This is a genomic window from Mycobacterium sp. OAS707 (genome assembly GCF_014873705.1).
Lineage (GTDB): Bacteria > Actinomycetota > Actinomycetes > Mycobacteriales > Mycobacteriaceae > Mycobacterium.
The window spans coordinates 508,556-525,392 of sequence record NZ_JADBDS010000002.1; the positions used below are offsets into that span (position 1 = coordinate 508,556).

Consider the following 16,837-nt stretch of genomic DNA (forward strand, 5'->3'; position numbering starts at 1 on the left):
CTTGATGGCGAAGGCAACCACTAGGCTCACCAACGACGCGCTGGCGTTCCTCACCGAACGGCATTTGGCCATGTTGACGACCCTGCGCTCGGACAATTCCCCGCATGTGGTCGCGGTCGGGTTCACCTTCGATCCCAAGACCCACATCGCCAGGGTCATCACCACCGGCGGCTCCCAGAAAGCGGTGAATGCCCAGGAGCGCGGCGTCGCGGTGCTGAGCCAGGTCGACGGCGCGCGGTGGCTGTCACTGGAAGGCAAGTCGACCGTCAACACCGAGACCGAGGCCGTGCGTGACGCGGAACTGCGCTACGCGCAGCGGTATCGCACGCCGCGGGTCAACCCCAAGCGGGTGGTGATCGAGGTGCGCGTCGAGCGGGTGCTCGGGTCGTCCGACCTGCTCGACCGCGCCGAGGACTAAGTCGCGGGCACCACGATCAACTCGTGCGGTCGGTTGTTCACCGACAGCGCCCCGTCGTCGGTGACGACCACGATGTCCTCGATGCGGGCGCCCCACTGGCCAGGAAAGTAGATGCCGGGCTCGACGGAGAACGCCATGCCCGACTCGAGCGGCAGATCGTTGCCCGCCACGATGTACGGCTCTTCGTGGACGGACAGTCCGATACCGTGGCCGGTGCGGTGCACGAAGGCCTCCGCCAAGCCTTCGGCAGCGAGCACGTCGCGCGCGGCGGCGTCGACCTGTTCGGCGGTAACGCCGGGTCGCACGGCGTCGACCGCGGCCTGCTGGGCGCGTTGGAGCACGGCGTAGCGGCGCGCGACCTCTGGGTCGGGCTCCCCGATGCTGTACGTGCGCGTCGAGTCCGAGTTGTAACCGGGCTCGTACGGGCCACCGATGTCGACGACGACGATGTCGCCGGCCCGCAGCTCGCGGTCCGAACATTCGTGGTGCGGGTCGGCGCCATGCGGACCCGAACCGACGATGATGAACGCCGCCTCCGAATGTCCTTCGGCGACAATCGCTTCGGCGATGTCCGCGGCGACGTCGGCCTCGGTTCGGCCTGGCACCAGAAACTCCGGCACCCGGGCGTGCACCCGGTCGATCGCGGCACCGGCCTTGCGCAGCGCGTCCACCTCGGCGGCGTCCTTGAGCATCCGTAGTCGCCGCAGCACGTCGGTCGCCAACACCGGGACGACGCCGAGCACGTCGGCCAACGGCAGCAGATGCAGCGCGGGCATGGAATCGGTGACCGCAGTCGCTACGGGTGCGCCGCCAAGGGCGTCCGCCACCAACCGGTAGGGGTCGTCGCCGTCGACCCAGTCGCGTACGGCCAGACCGAGTTCGGTGACCGCGGATTCCTTGAGTGACGCGAGTTCGAGCCGGGGAACGACGATGGTGGGCTCGCCGGTGGCCGGCAATACCAGCGCGGTCAGCCGTTCAAAGGTCTGGGCACGCGAGCCGACGAGGTAGCGCAGGTCGTAGCCGGGCGTGATGACGAGACCGGCCAGCCCCGCATCGGCGGCCGCGGCCGCGGCGGCCCGGAGTCGTTGTGCATAGACATCGGTGCTGAATCGACTGGTCGCCATGTCATGAAGGCTAATCGTGGGTCGAATAGCTGGCGACCTCGATGAGATTGCCGTCGGGGTCGCGGCAGTAGTGCGATGTCATCGGGCCGAGCGCGCCGGTCTTCGGGACCGGGCCGGCGGTGATCGTCACACCGCACGCCCGCAGATGCGTGCCGATCTCGTCCGCGCTGAGGTCGGCGATGAAGCACAGGTCCAGCGAACCTGGCGCGTCGACGGCCCCGGTCTCCCAGTTCGGCGCACCGGTGGGACGCACGTTGATCTTCTGATTGCCGAAGACCAACGCAATCCGGTTGTCGCCGAAGACTTCCCGCCGCATGCCGAGCACGCGCACATACCAGTCGACGGTGGTCTCGACGTCGCGGCAGTTGAGCACCACGTGGTCGATGCGATCTACACCGAAGGGCATCTGTTTCTCCTATGTCAGCCGGCGGCCCACTCCTTGGCCCGCTCGATCTCGTCGAGGCCGAACAGCGCGAGCTCTCCAGGGACCATCCAAGCGAACGCGTGCAGCGCATGGGCAACCCAGTCTTTGTCGGAGACCACCGCAATTCGCTTAAACGCCGAATGATGGTGAATCAGTGCACCGAGGCCCAGCCTCAGGTCCTCAACCAGGCCGCCAGGTCCGAAGCCCTCGTAGTCGGGTTCGATGACCTCGACGATTCTGATCTCACCTGATTTCACGAGATCGTCCATCGCGGGCTTGAACTCGCGTAAGTCTTCACCGCGCAGGCGGCCCGAAACGCGGAAGCCGGTCACTCCCGCCGGCATGTCAGGCAACACTTCGATCATGGGTCCAGTGTGACCGTGCAGCCGCCGCTATCAGAACTGCCCGGGCTGGTAGTCGCCTGCGGGCCGCTGGAGGACGACGTTCTGAACCAACGCCTTTCGCTCAGCGCCGACGCGTTAGAGTCCGTACCCGTCGGCGCAATACGGTCACCGGCTGGGCCGCGTATTGCTTCTCGATCGCACGGGCTCCTGCGCGGAAGAATCCACGCACGCTATCGCTGACGCTCTTCTCGTCATCGCTGGTGACCGTGAACTGCGCCGTCCAGATCACGGTGCACCGGTGCGGTCGACCCTCGCGGATGCGTAGCTCGCCGCGAAAATCGGTGATCGGCAACTCGGCGGATGTGGCCTCATACCGATACAAGCGCTGCCCGGCGTCGCACTCGATCAACCGCTCCACCCATCGCAGTCCGTCGCGGGTCGCCAAAGTCCGCGTCGCGCCCGGCTCTTCGCCCTCCCCCTGAGATTCGGTCACCATCGGATGCCAGCGCGCGATGCTCTGAAACGAACCGAGCTCACGCCACATCGAATCCGCACTGCGGTAGACGTCGGCGAACACCTGCACCTGAGTCATGCCCTCGGATACCCGCCTGGTCCGTTCGCAACCCCTGGCAGGATGGCCCGCATGTCCTTAGTGCTGCTCGACGGCGCCAGCATGTGGTTTCGCTCGTATTTCGGTGTCCCCTCGTCGATCAAGGCGCCCGACGGGCGGCCAGTCAACGCGCTGCGCGGCTTTCTGGACGCCGTCGCGACGGTGATCACGCGTGAGCAGCCGACCCGGCTGGTGGTGTGCCGCGACGACGACTGGCGCCCGCAGTGGCGCGTCGACCTGATTCCGTCGTACAAGGCACACCGCGTCCTCGAGGAGAACCCCGATGGGCAACCCGACATCGAAGAAGTGCCCGACGAGTTGACCCCGCAGGTCGACATGATCATGGAGATGCTGGACGCCTTCGGCATTCCCACCGCGGGTGCGCCGGAGTGCGAGGCCGACGATGTGCTCGGCACGCTGGCCTCTCGGGAGCGCCGCGACCCAGTCGTCGTCGTCAGCGGTGACCGCGACCTGCTGCAGCTCGTGTGCGACGAGCCGGTTCAAGTCCGGGTCCTCTACCTCGGCCGCGGCCTCGCGAAGGCGACGAAATGGGGGCCCGTGGAAGTCGCCGAAACCTACGGTGTGCCCGTCGACCGCGCCGGACCGGCGTACGCCGAATTGGCGTTGCTGCGCGGCGATCCGTCCGACGGGCTGCCGGGGGTACCTGGCGTCGGCGAGAAGACGGCAGCCACCCTGCTCGCCCAGCATGGGTCGCTCGAGGCAATCTTGGCTGCCGCGCACGACCCGAAATCAAAGATGTCCAAGGCTTTTCGGACCAAACTGCTCGCGGCCACCGACTACATCGATGCCGCGGGACCCGTGGTGCGCGTCGCCACCGATGCCGACGTCAACTTCTCGACACCGTCCGACAGGCTGCCCCTAGCAGCCGAACATCCACGCAAAGTCGTGAAACTCGCCGAACAGTACGGGGTTACGTCGTCGATCGGCCGGCTACAGAAGGCGCTCGACGCGCTGCCCGGCTGACTACTTGGGTCGGCCGACCTCGTAGGTGCCCTTGTCGTCCTGGAACGTCACGGTTACTTGGCGCTTGGTCCCGTCGATGCTGACCTCGCAGTTGAAGGTGTCACCCTTTTTCACCGTGGGGCTGTTGCCGTCGTTGCACTTGACGTCCTTGACGTTCTTGGCGCCGTAGCCGTTGGCCTCGTCGGTGAGGATCTGCTGCACACCGGTCTGTGCGGCGTTGATGTCCAGTTTGGTGGTGACGAACCAGCCCGGCGTGAAGAAGCCCAGAACCACCACCGCCGCGATGACGATCACCACAAGCACACCGAGCACGCCGAGGATGACGCCAAGCGAACGCTTCGAACCTTCCTCGGCGGCCTGGCCGTAGGGCGGGAACTGTCCGTACTGGCCGGGCTGCTGGCCATATTGATCCGGCTGGCCGTACTGGCCGGGCTGTCCGTACTGCTGGCCGGGTTGCCCATAGGGCTGACCCGGCTGGCCGTACTGCTGGCCCGGTTGGCCGTACTGACCCGGATACGGCTGTGCGCTGTAGTCGGTTGGCTGCTGGCCGTACTGCTCGGTCGGCGCGTACTGCTGCGGCGGCTGGTACGCCGGGGGCTGGCCGCCCTGACCTGGCTGCTGGTACTGCGGATACTGCTGTTGCTGCGGGTCGTAGGCAGGCGGAGGTTGCCACGCGGGCACTGCGGTCGTAGGTTGCTCGGCCCCGGAGGTCGGCGGCTGCCACGGCTGGTTGGCCGACGGGTCGCTTGACGGCTGATCCTGGCCAGACTCCGGCTGGTGACCGGGCCACGGCTGCGTCGGATCAGATCCTTGCGGTCCGCTCATTTCTCTCCTTGCTCACGGGTCGCACTGCTGGCAGACACACTACCCGGCATCAACTGCCACGACGCCGCGTCGAATGTCGTTGATAGCGCGTTTCGCGGTGGCGCGCAGCGCAGGCGTCGGCGCGGCATTGCGCACCTGGTCAAGCAGGTCGAGGACCTGGCGGCACCATCGCACGAAATCGCCGGCCGACAACGGCGTGCCCGTGCCCGACGCGTCCGACGCCGCGAGTGCGGCGGTCAGATCACCGGTGGTGGCCCAGCGGTAGATCGCGGGAACGAAGCCGATCTCAGGCTCGCGGCTCTGCGTGATGCGGTGTCGCTGCTCGTCGGCCCGCAACTCGGTCCACAGCCGGCGAGTCGTGTTCAGGGCGCGGCGTAGTTTGCCCGTCGGCACCTCGGTCCCGTCGGGTGAGCCCGGCGCGTCGCCGCGGGATTCGTAGAGCACGGACGACACCACCGCGGCGAGTTCGGCCGGCTGGAGTCCCTCCCAGGTGCCGCTGCGCAGGCACTCGGCCACCAATAGGTCGCTCTCGCTGTAAATCCTGGCCAGTAGTCGTCCGTCGTCGGTCACCTTCGGGTCCGCGTCGGTGTCCTCGATGAAGCCGCGCTCGGTCAGGAGCACGACGATTCGATCGAACGTGCGCGCCAGCGAGTTGGTCGCCGCGGCGATCTTCTGCCGGATCTGTTCGTTGTCGCGTTCGATTCGCATATAACGTTCGGCGAGCCGCGCCTTGACTTCGCGCTCGGGCAGGTCGTGTGCCGGGTGGCGACGCATCTGCTCACGCAGGCCTGCCAGTTCGGGGTCGACGTCGCGCTCCTTGGCCGGGCCACTGCGTTTGTGTCGGGCCGACGGCACATCGAGCCCCTCCGACGCAGAGCGCAGCGCAGATGCGAGGTCGCGCCGCATCCGTGGATTGCGATGTTCGACGCGTTTGGGCAATTGCATGGAGCCCAGCGGGTCCGACGCACCCGAGTAATCGGCCGACGAAATCCGCCCAGCCCAACGGTGTTCGGTCAGCACGAGCGGTCGCGGGTCGTCGCTGTCGCGGTCGGCTTCGAGCACCACAGCCAGGCCGCCGCGGCGACCCTGGGTGATGGTGATGATGTCGCCGCGGCGCAGCGCGGCAAGCGCATCGTTGGCGGCTCTACGCCGCTGCAGCCGCGACGCCCGAGACTGCGCTCGTTCACGTTCGGAGATCTGCAGCCGCAGCCGCACGTATTCCAGAATGGGCGCGTCGCGGCCGCCGAGTTCACCTGCGATCTCGTCGAGTATCCGTTCGCCCCGCTCGACGGCGCGCACCAATCCGACCACCGATCGGTCGGCCTGGTATTGCGCGAACGAGCTTTCCAGCAGTTTGTGCGCCTGCGTGGGACCCATCTGGTTGACCAGGTTGATCGTCATGTTGTAGGTCGGCGCGAACGAACTGCGCAGCGGGAACGTGCGTGTCGACGCCAGCCCGGCGACCTCGGCCGGGTCGATGTCGGGATGCCACAGCACCACGGCGTGACCCTCGACGTCGATACCGCGCCTGCCGGCCCGGCCCGTCAGCTGCGTGTACTCCCCTGCCGTCAACGGCATGTGCTGCTCGCCGTTGTATTTGACCAACCGCTCGAGCAGCACCGTCCTAGCGGGCATGTTGATGCCCAAAGCCAGTGTCTCCGTTGCGAATACAGCTTTCACCAACCCAGCGGTGAACAACTCCTCGACAGTGTGGCGGAAGATGGGCAGCATCCCCGCGTGATGGGCGGCCAGGCCACGCAGCAGTCCCTCCCGCCATTCGTGATAGTCGAGCACCACCAGATCGGCTTCGTTGAGTTCGGCTGTGCGCCGGTCGATGATCTCAGCGATCCGGGCCCGCTCCTCGTCGGTGGTGAGCCGCAGCGACGAGCGCAGGCACTGCTTGACCGCCGCGTCGCATCCGACCCGGGAGAACACGAAAGTGATTGCGGGCAAAAGGCCTTCGCGGTCAAGCGTGCTGATCACATCGGGCCGGCCCGGCGGCCGGTAGATGCTCGGATGCGCCCTGCCGCGGCCGCGAGGCTGCCAGTCCGCCAGCCGGTCGGCTTCGCGACGGTTGGCGATGTGGCGCAGCAGTTCGGGGTCGACGAGGAGTTCGCGGCCCGACTTAGCGGCCTTGGACGCCCGGTAGTCGAACAGGTCGAACAGCCGCTTGCCCACCATCACGTGCTGCCACAACGGGACTGGGCGGTGTTCGTCGACGACGACGGTGGTGTCACCACGCACGGTTTGGATCCAGCCGCCGAATTCCTCGGCGTTGCTCACTGTGGCCGACAGGCTCACCAGTCGCACGTCGTCGGGCAGGTGCAGGATCACTTCCTCCCACACCGCACCGCGCATCCGGTCGGCCAGAAAATGCACCTCGTCCATCACGACATGCGAAAGACCATACAGTGCAGGCGAATTCGCATAGAGCATGTTGCGAAGAACTTCAGTCGTCATCACGACGACGTCGGCGTCGCCGTTGATGGACTGATCACCGGTGAGCAGGCCGATGCGCTCGGGCCCGTACCGGGCCACCAGATCGTTGTGCTTCTGGTTGCTCAGCGCCTTGATCGGCGTGGTGTAGAAGCACTTTCGGCCCGCCGCCAACGCCAGGTGCACCGCGAATTCGCCGACGACCGTCTTGCCTGCACCGGTCGGCGCGCACACCAGCACGCCGTGGCCGTTCTCCAACGCTCGGCAGGCCTGCTGCTGAAAGTCGTCCAGCGCGAACGACAATTGCTCGGCGAAGCTGGCGAGCTGGCTGCTAGGTGGCGTCGTCATCGACTATGACCCGGGCCGGTGCCGGCACAGCGCTCGGCTGTTCGAGAGCTTCGACAGCACCGATCGGTGCCGCCTGGTCATCGGGAACATCCTCGGCCGCCTCCCGCCTGGCCTTGCGCCGGTCGTGGACGCGGGCAAGCTGGATCGAAACCTCCAGTAGCAGTGACAATGCCAGCGCCAACGCCAACATCGAAAACGGGTCCGAGCCGGGCGTGGCGAACGCGGCGAAGACAAAGAGACCGAAGATCAGTCCGCGACGCCACGATTTCAATCGGGCGTAGGTCAGCACACCGACGAGGTTGAGCATGATGATCAGCAGTGGAAACTCGAAGCTGATCCCGAACACCAGCAGCAGATTGATCAAAAAGCCGAAGTACTGCTCACCCGAGAGCGCGGTGACCTGCACGTCGCTGCCAACGGTCAGCAGGAAGTGCAAGGCTTTCGCCAGTACGACGTAAGCGATGACGGCGCCCGTAATGAACAGCACCGCACCGACCCCCACGAAGGCGCTAGCGAACCGGCGCTCCTTCTTGTAGAGGCCGGGCGTGATGAACGCCCACAGCTGATACAGCCACACCGGGCAGGCCAGGACGACGCCGGCCATCAATGCCACTTTCAGCCGGAGCATGAACTGGTCGAACGGACCGGTGGCCAGCAGTCGGCACTCGCCGTCGGGCGCGATCGTGGCGCGCGCCGATGCGGGCAGCGAACAGTACGGGCCGCGCAGCCACTCTCCGAGGCTGTGGAACCCGAAGATGCTGTGGGTGTACCAGAAGAACCCGAGGGCCGTCGTCAGCGCGACGGCCGCCACCGCGATCAGCAGGCGGGTGCGTAGTTCGTGTAGATGCTCGACCAGCGACATGGTGCCGTCGGGGTTGACCCGCGACCGACGTCGACGAGGATCGAGCTTCTTGAAGATTCCGGGGGTCTGCACGGGCTACCTACGCCGCGTCATGATGCGGCCAGTGGGTTGGCGTTGGGCTAGGCCGGGCGGTGGTCCGACGGCTGCTCGGCCTGGGGAGCCGGGGGCGGCGGCGTGTCGACGCGTTCCGAGGCGATCGGCGTGGCAGGAGGCGCCGAGGCCTCAGGCTTGGAGTCCGACTGCATTTCCTTGATCTCGGACTTGAAGATCCGCATCGACTTGCCGAGCGAGCGCGCCGCGTCCGGGAGCTTCTTGGCACCGAAGAGCAGCACGAACACGGCGATAACGATTAACCAGTGCCAGGGTTGTAGACCACCCAATTTGGTCACCTCCAGACGTCTTGACCGAGTCTACCTGCCGGTGCTGTCCGCCCCGACCTCGTAGGCCTGCAGCGCCGCGGCGGCCGACTCCTGCACCTTCTGCGCCAGCGCCTCGGGCTCGAGCACACGCACCGCTGAGCCGAAGCCCAGCACGAATCGGGCCATCCACTCGTCGGACGCGTAAGTCATCGCGGCCTCGCAAGCGCCGTCGGGCAGTTCGCGGATCACCCGCAGCGGGTAGTAGTCGAACATCCACGAGGCGGAGCGGTCGATCCGCAAACGGGCCGACGGCAGCGACGGGTCGCCGTCGAACAGTGACGTGTCGGGCTCGGCCTGCACCGCCGGCTTCGGCGGGGCCGACGGCTCGTCGAGCACCTTGGCATCGACGATGCGGTCGAAGCGGAACAACCGCACGCCCTCTGCCGATCGGCACCAGGCCTCGAGGTAGCTGTGGTCTCCGACGAGCACCACGCGGATGGGGTCGACGGTGCGGCTGGACAGCATGTCGTGGGAGGCCGAGTAGTACTCGATCGTGAGCGCGCGGCCGTTGCGCACGGCGGCGCGGACGGCTGCGGCGGCTTCGCTTTCCACGGGGGCGGGCTCGTCGACGGCCGCCTCGGCGCCATGACCGAGGGTGCCTGCGGCGGACTCGATCTTGGCGATCGCGCTGCGGGCGGCCTCCGGGTCGACCATGCCGGGCACATCGAGCAGCGTGCGCAGGGCGACCAGGATGCCGGTGGCCTCCGGCGAGGTGAGCCGCAGCGGGTGGTCGATGCCGGCGGTGAACGTGACTTCGATTGTGTCACCGGAGAATTCGAAATCGATCAGGTCACCGGGACCGTAGCCGGGTAGCCCGCACATCCAGAGTTGGTTGAGGTCGTCGCGCAGTTGCTTGACGGTGACACCCAGGTCGGAGGCGGCCTCGGCGTACGTGATCCTGGGGTTGGCCTGGAAGTACGGCACCATGTTGAGCAACCGCACCAGGCGGGTGGAGACGGCGGTCACGCGGTCACCTCGCTTGCCTGTGCGCGAAGGCGAGCCAGCACATCGTCACGCAGGGATTGCGGCTCGAGCGCAACGGCATCCGGGCCGTAGCTGGCGATCTCGCGGGCCAGCGGGTCGGACATGCCGTACTCGACGGTGAGTTCGTCGCCATCGCGATCACCCAGCCTTCGTGGGCCAACGACGGTGCCGCGGCGCCGCAACGCTGTCGCACGCCCTGCGGCTACCCACACCCGGGCGCGGGTCCCGCCTGGAGGGTCGTTGACGACGCGGGCGACGATCTCGCGCAGATTGATGCCCTCGGGGCGCGTCACCGCGCCGGGCGGGCCGATGGGCGTGACGTGGTCGCCGATGCGGGACAGCCGGAAGGTGCGCGGGGCGTCGCGGTCGCGGTCGTGGCCGACCAGATACCAGCGGCCCCGGTCGGTGACGACGCCCCACGGCTCGACCGTGCGGGTGGTGTATGGGTCGCTGCGCGTGGGCCGATGCGGGAACTGCACGGCCTGGCCAGAATCGATGGCGGACAACAGAATTCCCAACACGTCTTCGGACCCGCGTAGTCCGGGCAGGACGGCGGTCGATGTGATCGCGATGCCGGAATCAGCCGCGTCGACGTCGACGCCCGCGGCGCGCAGCTTGAGCAGTGCACCCTGGGTGGCGGTGATGAGTTCGGGCGACTCCCACAGTTGGGTGGCAACGGCGACGGCAGCGGCCTCGTCGGCGGTCAACTCGACGGCGGGAAGCGCGTAAGCCTCGCGGTTGATGCGGTAGCCCTCGGTCGGGTCGAACTGCGATACCCGGCCGGTTTCCAGCGGGATCCCGAGATCGCGCAGTTCGTTCTTGTCGCGCTCGAACATGCGGGAGAACGCCTCGTCGCTGACACTGTCGGCGTAGCCGTAGACGGTTTCGCGGATCCGTTCGGCAGTGATGAAGGTCCGGGTGGACAGCAGTGCGATGACGAGGTTCATCAACCGCTCGACTTTGGAAATGCCCACTCGTAACACCTTAAGCGTTGAGGGCGCTGTCACTTCGCCGCGGAGCCCGCCAGCGCGTCGGAGATCAACACGCTGACGTGCTGCCAGTAGACCCAGTCGGCGATCGCCCCACGTTGAGCGGCCGCGTCGGGCGCGGTGTGCGCGCGGTAGAGCGCCTGTTCTTGTGCGTGGTCGGCGAAATTGACGAAGGCTTCCAGATGCGCGACCCCGCGTTCGGGGTTGGTGCTCATCATCGGCTTCATCACCTCGAACCACAGGTTGCTCGTCTCGTCGGCGGGCGGGTTCGTATCTGACGGTGCCGGCGGCAGCAACTCGGAGAGGGCGGTTGCGCTGACGCCCGCCAGGCGCGAGGCCGCTTCCGGCGCGATGACCGCTAACCGGTTGCGGCCCTGCATCTTTCCGCTGTCCGGTATGTCGTCGGATCGAAGGATGACCTTGGCGGTGCCGGGATCGAAATTCTTGAATTGGTCCTCGGTGGCGACGACGGCGCGCAGACGCAGGTTGTGGTGCTGGGCCCATCCTTGGACGGCGAGAATCGGATACGTCGCCCACTTGGCGCGCTCGCCGAGCGGGATGGATTCGTCGGCGCTGGCCATGCGGACCTGTTCGGGAAGGTTGACGCCGTCGGGGATGTAGCCGAGGCCGTAGCTGTTGGCGACGACGATTTGGCCGTCGTGCGTCAGTGCAGTCACCCAGAAGAAGCCGAAGTCGATGTTGGGTTCGGCGTTGAGGGCGGCACCGATGCGGCGGGCCAGCTGCAGCGGGTCGCTGCCGCCACCGGACTGGCGGCGCAAGGCGCCGGCGGTCGCGGCGGCAGCGATGGCATCGCGTTCGGCGCGTGCGGCCGAAACTGGTACTGGCGCAGGCGCTCCCACGGCGCTGGTGGCGCCGGCCGCGGAAGCCGGCGCGACGCCCGGTCCCATCGATGTGGGTGCAGGGGCCGCCGAGCCCGGCGGCGCCAAGGGTGCAGCCGGTGGAGGCGTGGGCGGCGGGCCGAGTGGCATCGACGGGCCCGGCGCGGGCGCGGGGGCCGGAGCGGCACCCACGGACGGAGCCGGGGGCGGCGCGACGTGGCCCGCGGGAGCACCAGCGGGAGCGGGTGCGCTGGGCGTCGGTGGAGGGGCGTCGGGAATGGGCGCCGGGCCTGGAGTCGGAGCCGGTGGAATTGGAGGCTGGGCGGCCATTGGTGTGTTGGCGACCTGCGGCGTGAACGGCGTCGTCTGCGGTGCCGTCCCGGTGGGCTGACCACCAGCTGCGGCTTGAGCGCCGTCCGTCGTGGGTGCGCCTTGACCACCAGAGGTGGGATGCACGGACGGACCGGGTGCGGAGCCCGTACTGCCGCTCGATGTCGACAGCGGCGAGCTGGGAGTGCCGACGCTCGGCGAGCCAGATGGGCCACCACCGACGCTGGGAGCGGACCCGCCCAGGTTCGGAGCGGCCGGCGCGGCACCAATGCCGGTGGGTGGAGACTCGACGACGGATGGACTTGGCACTGGCGGAGTACCGGTGGCGGCGCCGGCGTTTGCGCGTTGGTTTGACCAAGCCGAAACCGGCTGGGGTGTCGACCCGCCAGCGGCGGTAGCGGTCCTGTCCTCCGCGGTATTCCCTGCCTGATCGGACCGTGTCGACACGGGCTGAACTACAGGGCTCGAACCCGACGGGGGACCGCCCGCCGAGACTCCACGAACAGCGCCGCCTCCGGACGGATTCGCGGATGGGTCAGACCGGAGCAGCCGTGAAGGCGAACCCTCGCCGTCCTGCCGCTCACCGTTTCGACCGGGCTGCGCCGGTTGGTCAGCAGGCGACGCAGATATGTCCGGCTTCCATCCCAAACCTGCGGCGAGCGATTCGACGGTGCGAACGTTCTCGCTGTATTTCCGCTCTACAACGTTTCGAATAGCGACATCGGGATTGTGATTTGTCCTTGACGCCGTTTTTTCGATGTCCGCGATTTCCAGTTGGCCGGCCTCAACATTTGTCGTGATCGTGTCCTTGACGCTGGAAATGTTGGTCGCAGCGCTTCTACACCACTCGCGGGCATCCCATAGCTGCTGGCGATGCTCCTGCAGCGCCTTTGTAGCCACTTCCACAGCAGCGCTGGCTTTTGTCGCCGCGTCGCCGGACCAAACGTGCGGACCGTTGAAAATCGATGCTTGATGGTTTTGCCACTTGCTGAGGGTGGCGTCGACCTTCGACAGGATGCGATCCAGTTCGTTCGCGCGGTTGGTGTAGACATCTTCGTCCGTCTCGGGCCACGCTCCCGTCCTGGCCATTTCGCCGGCGTGCGGACCCGTCGGCTTAGCTTTACCCACTAGCGAGCCCCCGCCGCTTTGCACGCGGCATTAACCGACGACACCGCATAGCTAGCCGCTTCGGACAGGTACGAGTCTGCTGTTGTGTACGTCGGGAGAGCTTTGACGAATGCTCGTTGATATTGCGCGGCAAGCACTGCCATGTCCTCAAGAGTGAGGTTATCGCTACGCCTGCCGAGATTCTCGAGGTCATCTGCCTCGGCTGTCATTGTTGGCGCAACAGCATCATTCAGCGCCTTCAGCTCTGGTGTCCACTGAGTCGCTGGGATGTTCGGATCGGTAGCCCGCCAAGCGGCGGTATCGACGCTGAATTTATCGACAGTAGAAATCCACTCGGAACACACAGGGTTGGCTGACTTTAGAAACCGCTGCGGCTCAACGGGTTCGGCCAGTTGCGAAATCGATGTCGGAGCCGCGGCTTCGGGAATCAACGGCGCTAAAGGCTGCGCCGCTCGATTGTCGATCGCTGAGCAGACCATCGATAAGGTAGATGCAATACCGTCCGCTGTCCCTGCCAGATAGCGATCATCTGCCACATATGTCGGGATACGTTCGATGTGCGCGTCTGCGTAGGCAATGAACTGCCCGTACATCTCGCGCATTACCCGATGCGGAGTCACCTTCACGAGGTTGACTACCTGATCTGCCGCATCCTTCATGGCTTGACCTACAGTGTCGTACATGTTTCGCTGTTGCGACGTCCATGCACTGGCAGGAATTGTTTGGTCTCTATCGCCCCACTTTACGGAATCGCCCTTCGCGGCGTACTCATGAGAGACGCGCTGCCACGCTGCGCATGTCGGGTCGTCAGTGATAATCCCAACCGGGCCTTTGTCATTCGCGCTCGCGAAGTCTGAGCCGTTTCCGTTTGTCGGCGTGGGCGATTGACTGCCGCCTGAGTTCTTGCCGACCACCAATACCGTGATGACAACGGTCACCGCGATCACCGCAATCAGCGCGATACCGCCAAAGATCCACTTGCCCTTACCGCCACCGCTCGGCGGCGGACCCTGCGGAACCCACTGCGGCGTACCGCTCGGTGGCGGCCCCCATTGCGGGCCGCCCGCCGGCGGTTGCGCGCCCCACTGATTGGGAGGCTGGGGCACACTCATCGGCATACCTTCGCGTCACGAATGGTCATGTCACAGAACGCTTTCCGGACCTGACGTGGCCGGTCGCGTCGGCGCCGGCCTGTGCGGCTGCTGCGGCACCTCCGGTGCCGGCGTCGGCTGCGGTCCGGTCGTCGGCGCGCGCTCCGCAGTGCTCGGCCCCGCCGCACCATCCGAAGGTGCCTTCTGCTCGGGCGTTTCCTTGGCGGATTCTGCTTGCTTCGCCTCGTCGTGCGCCCGATCGTCCAGCTCTTCCGGATCGGCCTTTTCCCCTGCGCCGTCTGCCATTTGGCCGACCTGCTGCATCGCGCTCTGCACGCCCTGCATGATTCCTTGCGGAATCGACGCCGCCATGCCCGCCAACTGCATCGGTATCTGCGCGGCCTGCTGGGCCATCTGCATCGGCATGCCCATCATCTGGCCGAGCTGACCCGCCTGCTCGCCCGCGCCCGCGACTGGCGCCGCCGCACCCGCCGCACCAGCTGCGCCCGTTCCCCCGGCACCCGAACTCTCCGCGCCCTCGAGGTCAGCCAGCGCCTTGAGAACTTGGTCTGCAAGCTGTTGATCCATGCCCTCGTACTTGGCGGCGGCCTGAATGATGTTCTGCGCGGTCCGCAATGCATCGGCTTTCGTCACCGGCAGACCGGCGATCAATGGAGCCTCCATTGCCTGCGTGCGCGCATTGAGAATTGTCGACAGCGCGTCGGCACCCGTCGCCGTGAATGGCACCGGCGGCTGCGGAATATCGCCCGCCGCACTCAATAGGCCTTGGCCGCCGGTGGCCAGCGGCGCGGTGTCGACCCTGAGCTCTCCGGGCATCAGTCCAATCCCCCTGCCAAGTCGTGCTCGATAGCTGGCACCACGCCGTCCCCGAAGCTGCACCACCGACCTGCACCGTGAACGCCCAAGCGCGACCCACCACCAGGAGTCGCTACGACCGCACCCAGCAACCGTGCTCCAGCATCCGTCAGGCGCTCCGCAGCGGCGTCGCGCAGCCTCGTGAAAGTCACTCGACCACCTTCAGAAACACCCGAACAGCATCAATTCGCGACGGTTGCAATTCCGGCGCGCGCATTCGGCATTCCCTCCAGCAGTCGTGCAGCAAATGCTACCCGAGCCGCGAGGACGCCGACCGCGCCAATTTCTTGCTCTGGGGATACCTACATCGAGGCGATGAGCCGCTTAACGCGTTCGTCGACCGACCGGAACGGGTCCTTGCACAAAACGGTGCGTTGCGCTTGGTCGTTGAGCTTCAGATGCACCCAGTCGACGGTGAAGTCACGACCGGCTTCCTGCGCCGCGCTGATGAACTCGCCGCGCAGCTTCGCCCGCGTCGTCTGCGGCGGAGTGTTCACCGCCGCTTCGATCTCCTCGTCCGTCGTCACGCGTGACGCCAGGCCCTTGCGCTGAAGCAGGTCGAACACCCCGCGTCCCCGCTTGATGTCGTGATAGGCCAAATCCAACTGCGAGATCTTCGGATCGGACAGCTCCATGTTGTAGCGGTCCTGGTAGCGCTGGAACAGCTTGCGCTTGATGACCCAGTCGATCTCGGTGTCGACCTTCGCGAAGTCCTGGCTCTCGACCGCATCCAGTTGGCGCCCCCACAGGTCGACCACCTGCTCGATCTGCGAGTTCGGCTCCCTGGTCTGCAGGTACTCGACCGCGCGCTGGAAGTACTCCCGCTGGATGTCCAGCGCACTGGCCTGACGGCCGCCCGCCAGCCGCACCGGGCGTCGCCCGGTCAGATCGTGGCTCACCTCGCGGATGGCCCGGATCGGATTGTCCAGCGAGAAATCGCGGAACGGCACCCCGGCCTCGATCATCTCGAGCACCAGTGACGCGCTGCCCACCTTGAGCATCGTCGTTGACTCGCACATGTTGGAGTCCCCGACGATGACGTGCAGCCGCCGGTACTTCTCGGCGTCGGCGTGCGGTTCGTCGCGCGTGTTGATGATCGGCCGCGACCGCGTCGTCGCCGACGAGACGCCTTCCCAGATGTGCTCGGCGCGCTGCGACAGGCAGAACGTCGCCGCCTTCGGCGTCTGCAGCACCTTGCCTGCACCGCAGATCAGCTGCCGCGTCACCAGGAACGGCAGGAGCACATCGGAGATCCGCGAGAATTCACCCGCGCGGACGATCAGATAGTTCTCGTGGCAGCCGTAGGAGTTACCCGCCGAGTCGGTGTTGTTCTTGAACAAGTAGATATCGCCGCCGATGCCCTCGTCGGCCAGCCGCTGCTCGGCGTCGATCAGCAGGTCTTCGAGCACCCGCTCGCCGGCGCGGTCATGGGTGACCAACTGGGTCAGGTTGTCGCATTCAGCGGTGGCGTACTCGGGGTGGCTGCCCACATCGAGATACAACCGCGCACCGTTGCGTAAGAACACGTTCGAACTGCGGCCCCATGACACCACCCGCCGAAATAGGTAGCGGGCAACCTCGTCGGGGCTCAGCCGACGATGGCCATGGAACGTGCAGGTGACACCGAACTCTGTCTCGATGCCCATGATTCGTCGCTGCACGTAATCGAGACTACTTGCTGCTGCCCGGCCACGGCGGGCAAGCCGCGCCGTTGACAGTGGTTGGGGTTTCCGTCACGGTTCGCCGGCAACCCAAATGCATTGCTGAGGCTGCCCGGCGAGAAGCCGCCGTACCTGTGGATAACTT

The 16,837-nt window shown here is 66.4% G+C and carries 17 protein-coding genes; 3 read left to right on the plus strand and 14 right to left on the minus strand.

The window, feature by feature from the left end:
- The first annotated feature begins 4 nt into the window (after positions 1-4).
- On the plus strand, positions 5-418 hold the full coding sequence (locus GGC64_RS13290; RefSeq protein ID WP_192722979.1) for a F420-dependent biliverdin reductase: 414 nt from the start codon (positions 5-7) through the stop codon (positions 416-418).
- Here GGC64_RS13290 and GGC64_RS13295 read toward each other — a convergent pair.
- The 4 genes from GGC64_RS13295 to GGC64_RS13310 all read right to left on the minus strand — a co-directional run bounded on the left by GGC64_RS13295 (position 415) and on the right by GGC64_RS13310 (position 2,902).
- Complete coding sequence (locus GGC64_RS13295) at positions 415-1,542, minus strand: Xaa-Pro peptidase family protein (protein ID WP_192722980.1); 1,128 nt, start codon at positions 1,540-1,542, stop codon at positions 415-417. The genes GGC64_RS13290 and GGC64_RS13295 overlap by 4 nt on opposite strands.
- A 10-nt stretch (positions 1,543-1,552) precedes the next feature.
- Complete coding sequence (locus GGC64_RS13300) at positions 1,553-1,948, minus strand: VOC family protein (RefSeq protein ID WP_192722981.1); 396 nt, start codon at positions 1,946-1,948, stop codon at positions 1,553-1,555.
- A 14-nt stretch (positions 1,949-1,962) separates the two neighbouring features.
- The gene (locus GGC64_RS13305) at positions 1,963-2,331 is read right to left on the minus strand and encodes an STAS/SEC14 domain-containing protein (protein WP_192722982.1); all 369 of its coding nucleotides are present in this window, start codon (positions 2,329-2,331) and stop codon (positions 1,963-1,965) included.
- 100 nt (positions 2,332-2,431) lie between these two features.
- Positions 2,432-2,902, minus strand: a complete 471-nt coding sequence (locus GGC64_RS13310) for an SRPBCC family protein (protein WP_192722983.1) — start codon at positions 2,900-2,902, stop codon at positions 2,432-2,434.
- Positions 2,903-2,953: 51 nt separating this feature from the next.
- Here GGC64_RS13310 and GGC64_RS13315 point away from each other — a divergent pair, with 51 nt between their 5' ends.
- Positions 2,954-3,904 carry a 5'-3' exonuclease gene (locus tag GGC64_RS13315; RefSeq protein ID WP_192722984.1) on the plus strand — a complete coding sequence of 317 codons (951 nt, stop codon included), beginning with the start codon at positions 2,954-2,956 and terminating at the stop codon, positions 3,902-3,904.
- On the opposite strand, the gene GGC64_RS13320 is transcribed toward GGC64_RS13315, so the two are convergent.
- The 7 genes from GGC64_RS13320 to GGC64_RS34690 are packed head-to-tail and all read right to left on the minus strand — an operon-like array spanning position 3,905 to position 11,546.
- Positions 3,905-4,729: a DUF4333 domain-containing protein gene (locus GGC64_RS13320; protein ID WP_192722985.1), complete on the minus strand. Its 825-nt coding sequence runs from the start codon at positions 4,727-4,729 to the stop codon at positions 3,905-3,907.
- A gap of 39 nt (positions 4,730-4,768) precedes the next feature.
- Complete coding sequence (locus tag GGC64_RS13325) at positions 4,769-7,513, minus strand: RNA helicase (RefSeq protein ID WP_192722986.1); 2,745 nt, start codon at positions 7,511-7,513, stop codon at positions 4,769-4,771.
- Positions 7,497-8,447, minus strand: coding sequence for a twin-arginine translocase subunit TatC (gene tatC / locus GGC64_RS13330; protein ID WP_192722987.1), 951 nt, complete (start codon positions 8,445-8,447; stop codon positions 7,497-7,499). The genes GGC64_RS13325 and tatC overlap by 17 nt, the downstream gene beginning before the upstream one ends.
- A gap of 47 nt (positions 8,448-8,494) precedes the next feature.
- On the minus strand, positions 8,495-8,755 hold the full coding sequence (tatA, locus tag GGC64_RS13335) for a Sec-independent protein translocase subunit TatA (protein ID WP_192723866.1): 261 nt from the start codon (positions 8,753-8,755) through the stop codon (positions 8,495-8,497).
- 30 nt (positions 8,756-8,785) lie between these two features.
- Entirely contained in the window at positions 8,786-9,760 is a 975-nt protein-coding gene (locus GGC64_RS13340; RefSeq protein ID WP_192722988.1) for a YafY family protein, read from the minus strand.
- Complete coding sequence (locus GGC64_RS13345; RefSeq protein WP_192722989.1) at positions 9,757-10,752, minus strand: YafY family protein; 996 nt, start codon at positions 10,750-10,752, stop codon at positions 9,757-9,759. The genes GGC64_RS13340 and GGC64_RS13345 overlap by 4 nt, the downstream gene beginning before the upstream one ends.
- 29 nt (positions 10,753-10,781) lie before the next feature.
- Positions 10,782-11,546, minus strand: coding sequence for a secretion protein EccK (locus GGC64_RS34690; RefSeq protein ID WP_225951730.1), 765 nt, complete (start codon positions 11,544-11,546; stop codon positions 10,782-10,784).
- 25 nt (positions 11,547-11,571) lie between these two features.
- Between GGC64_RS34690 and GGC64_RS34695 the strand changes: the two genes are divergently transcribed.
- On the plus strand, positions 11,572-11,997 hold the full coding sequence (locus GGC64_RS34695) for a hypothetical protein (protein ID WP_225951731.1): 426 nt from the start codon (positions 11,572-11,574) through the stop codon (positions 11,995-11,997).
- 1,066 nt (positions 11,998-13,063) lie between these two features.
- Here GGC64_RS34695 and GGC64_RS13355 read toward each other — a convergent pair.
- The 3 genes from GGC64_RS13355 to pafA form a co-directional block, all read right to left on the minus strand.
- The gene (locus GGC64_RS13355; protein ID WP_192722991.1) at positions 13,064-14,176 is read right to left on the minus strand and encodes a hypothetical protein; all 1,113 of its coding nucleotides are present in this window, start codon (positions 14,174-14,176) and stop codon (positions 13,064-13,066) included.
- 30 nt (positions 14,177-14,206) lie between these two features.
- The gene (locus GGC64_RS13360) at positions 14,207-14,992 is read right to left on the minus strand and encodes a hypothetical protein (protein ID WP_225951732.1); all 786 of its coding nucleotides are present in this window, start codon (positions 14,990-14,992) and stop codon (positions 14,207-14,209) included.
- A 341-nt stretch (positions 14,993-15,333) separates the two neighbouring features.
- Complete coding sequence (gene pafA, locus GGC64_RS13365; RefSeq protein WP_192722992.1) at positions 15,334-16,692, minus strand: Pup--protein ligase; 1,359 nt, start codon at positions 16,690-16,692, stop codon at positions 15,334-15,336.
- Between the last annotated feature and the right edge of the window lie 145 nt (positions 16,693-16,837).

Excerpts from the sequence above, each read along its gene's own strand:
- GGC64_RS13315 (WP_192722984.1), top strand. The coding sequence starts at position 2,954 with ATGTCCTTAGTGCTGCTCGACGGCGCCAGCATGTGGTTTCGCTCGTAT.
- GGC64_RS13310 (WP_192722983.1), bottom strand. The coding sequence starts at position 2,902 with ATGACTCAGGTGCAGGTGTTCGCCGACGTCTACCGCAGTGCGGATTCG.
- GGC64_RS13320 (WP_192722985.1), bottom strand. The coding sequence starts at position 4,729 with ATGAGCGGACCGCAAGGATCTGATCCGACGCAGCCGTGGCCCGGTCAC.
- GGC64_RS13295 (WP_192722980.1), bottom strand. The coding sequence starts at position 1,542 with ATGGCGACCAGTCGATTCAGCACCGATGTCTATGCACAACGACTCCGG.
- GGC64_RS34695 (WP_225951731.1), top strand. The coding sequence starts at position 11,572 with ATGGCATCGCGTTCGGCGCGTGCGGCCGAAACTGGTACTGGCGCAGGC.
- GGC64_RS13360 (WP_225951732.1), bottom strand. The coding sequence starts at position 14,992 with ATGCCCGGAGAGCTCAGGGTCGACACCGCGCCGCTGGCCACCGGCGGC.
- GGC64_RS13290 (WP_192722979.1), top strand. The coding sequence starts at position 5 with ATGGCGAAGGCAACCACTAGGCTCACCAACGACGCGCTGGCGTTCCTC.
- GGC64_RS13300 (WP_192722981.1), bottom strand. The coding sequence starts at position 1,948 with ATGCCCTTCGGTGTAGATCGCATCGACCACGTGGTGCTCAACTGCCGC.
- GGC64_RS13305 (WP_192722982.1), bottom strand. The coding sequence starts at position 2,331 with ATGATCGAAGTGTTGCCTGACATGCCGGCGGGAGTGACCGGCTTCCGC.
- GGC64_RS13355 (WP_192722991.1), bottom strand. The coding sequence starts at position 14,176 with ATGAGTGTGCCCCAGCCTCCCAATCAGTGGGGCGCGCAACCGCCGGCG.
- GGC64_RS13325 (WP_192722986.1), bottom strand. The coding sequence starts at position 7,513 with ATGACGACGCCACCTAGCAGCCAGCTCGCCAGCTTCGCCGAGCAATTG.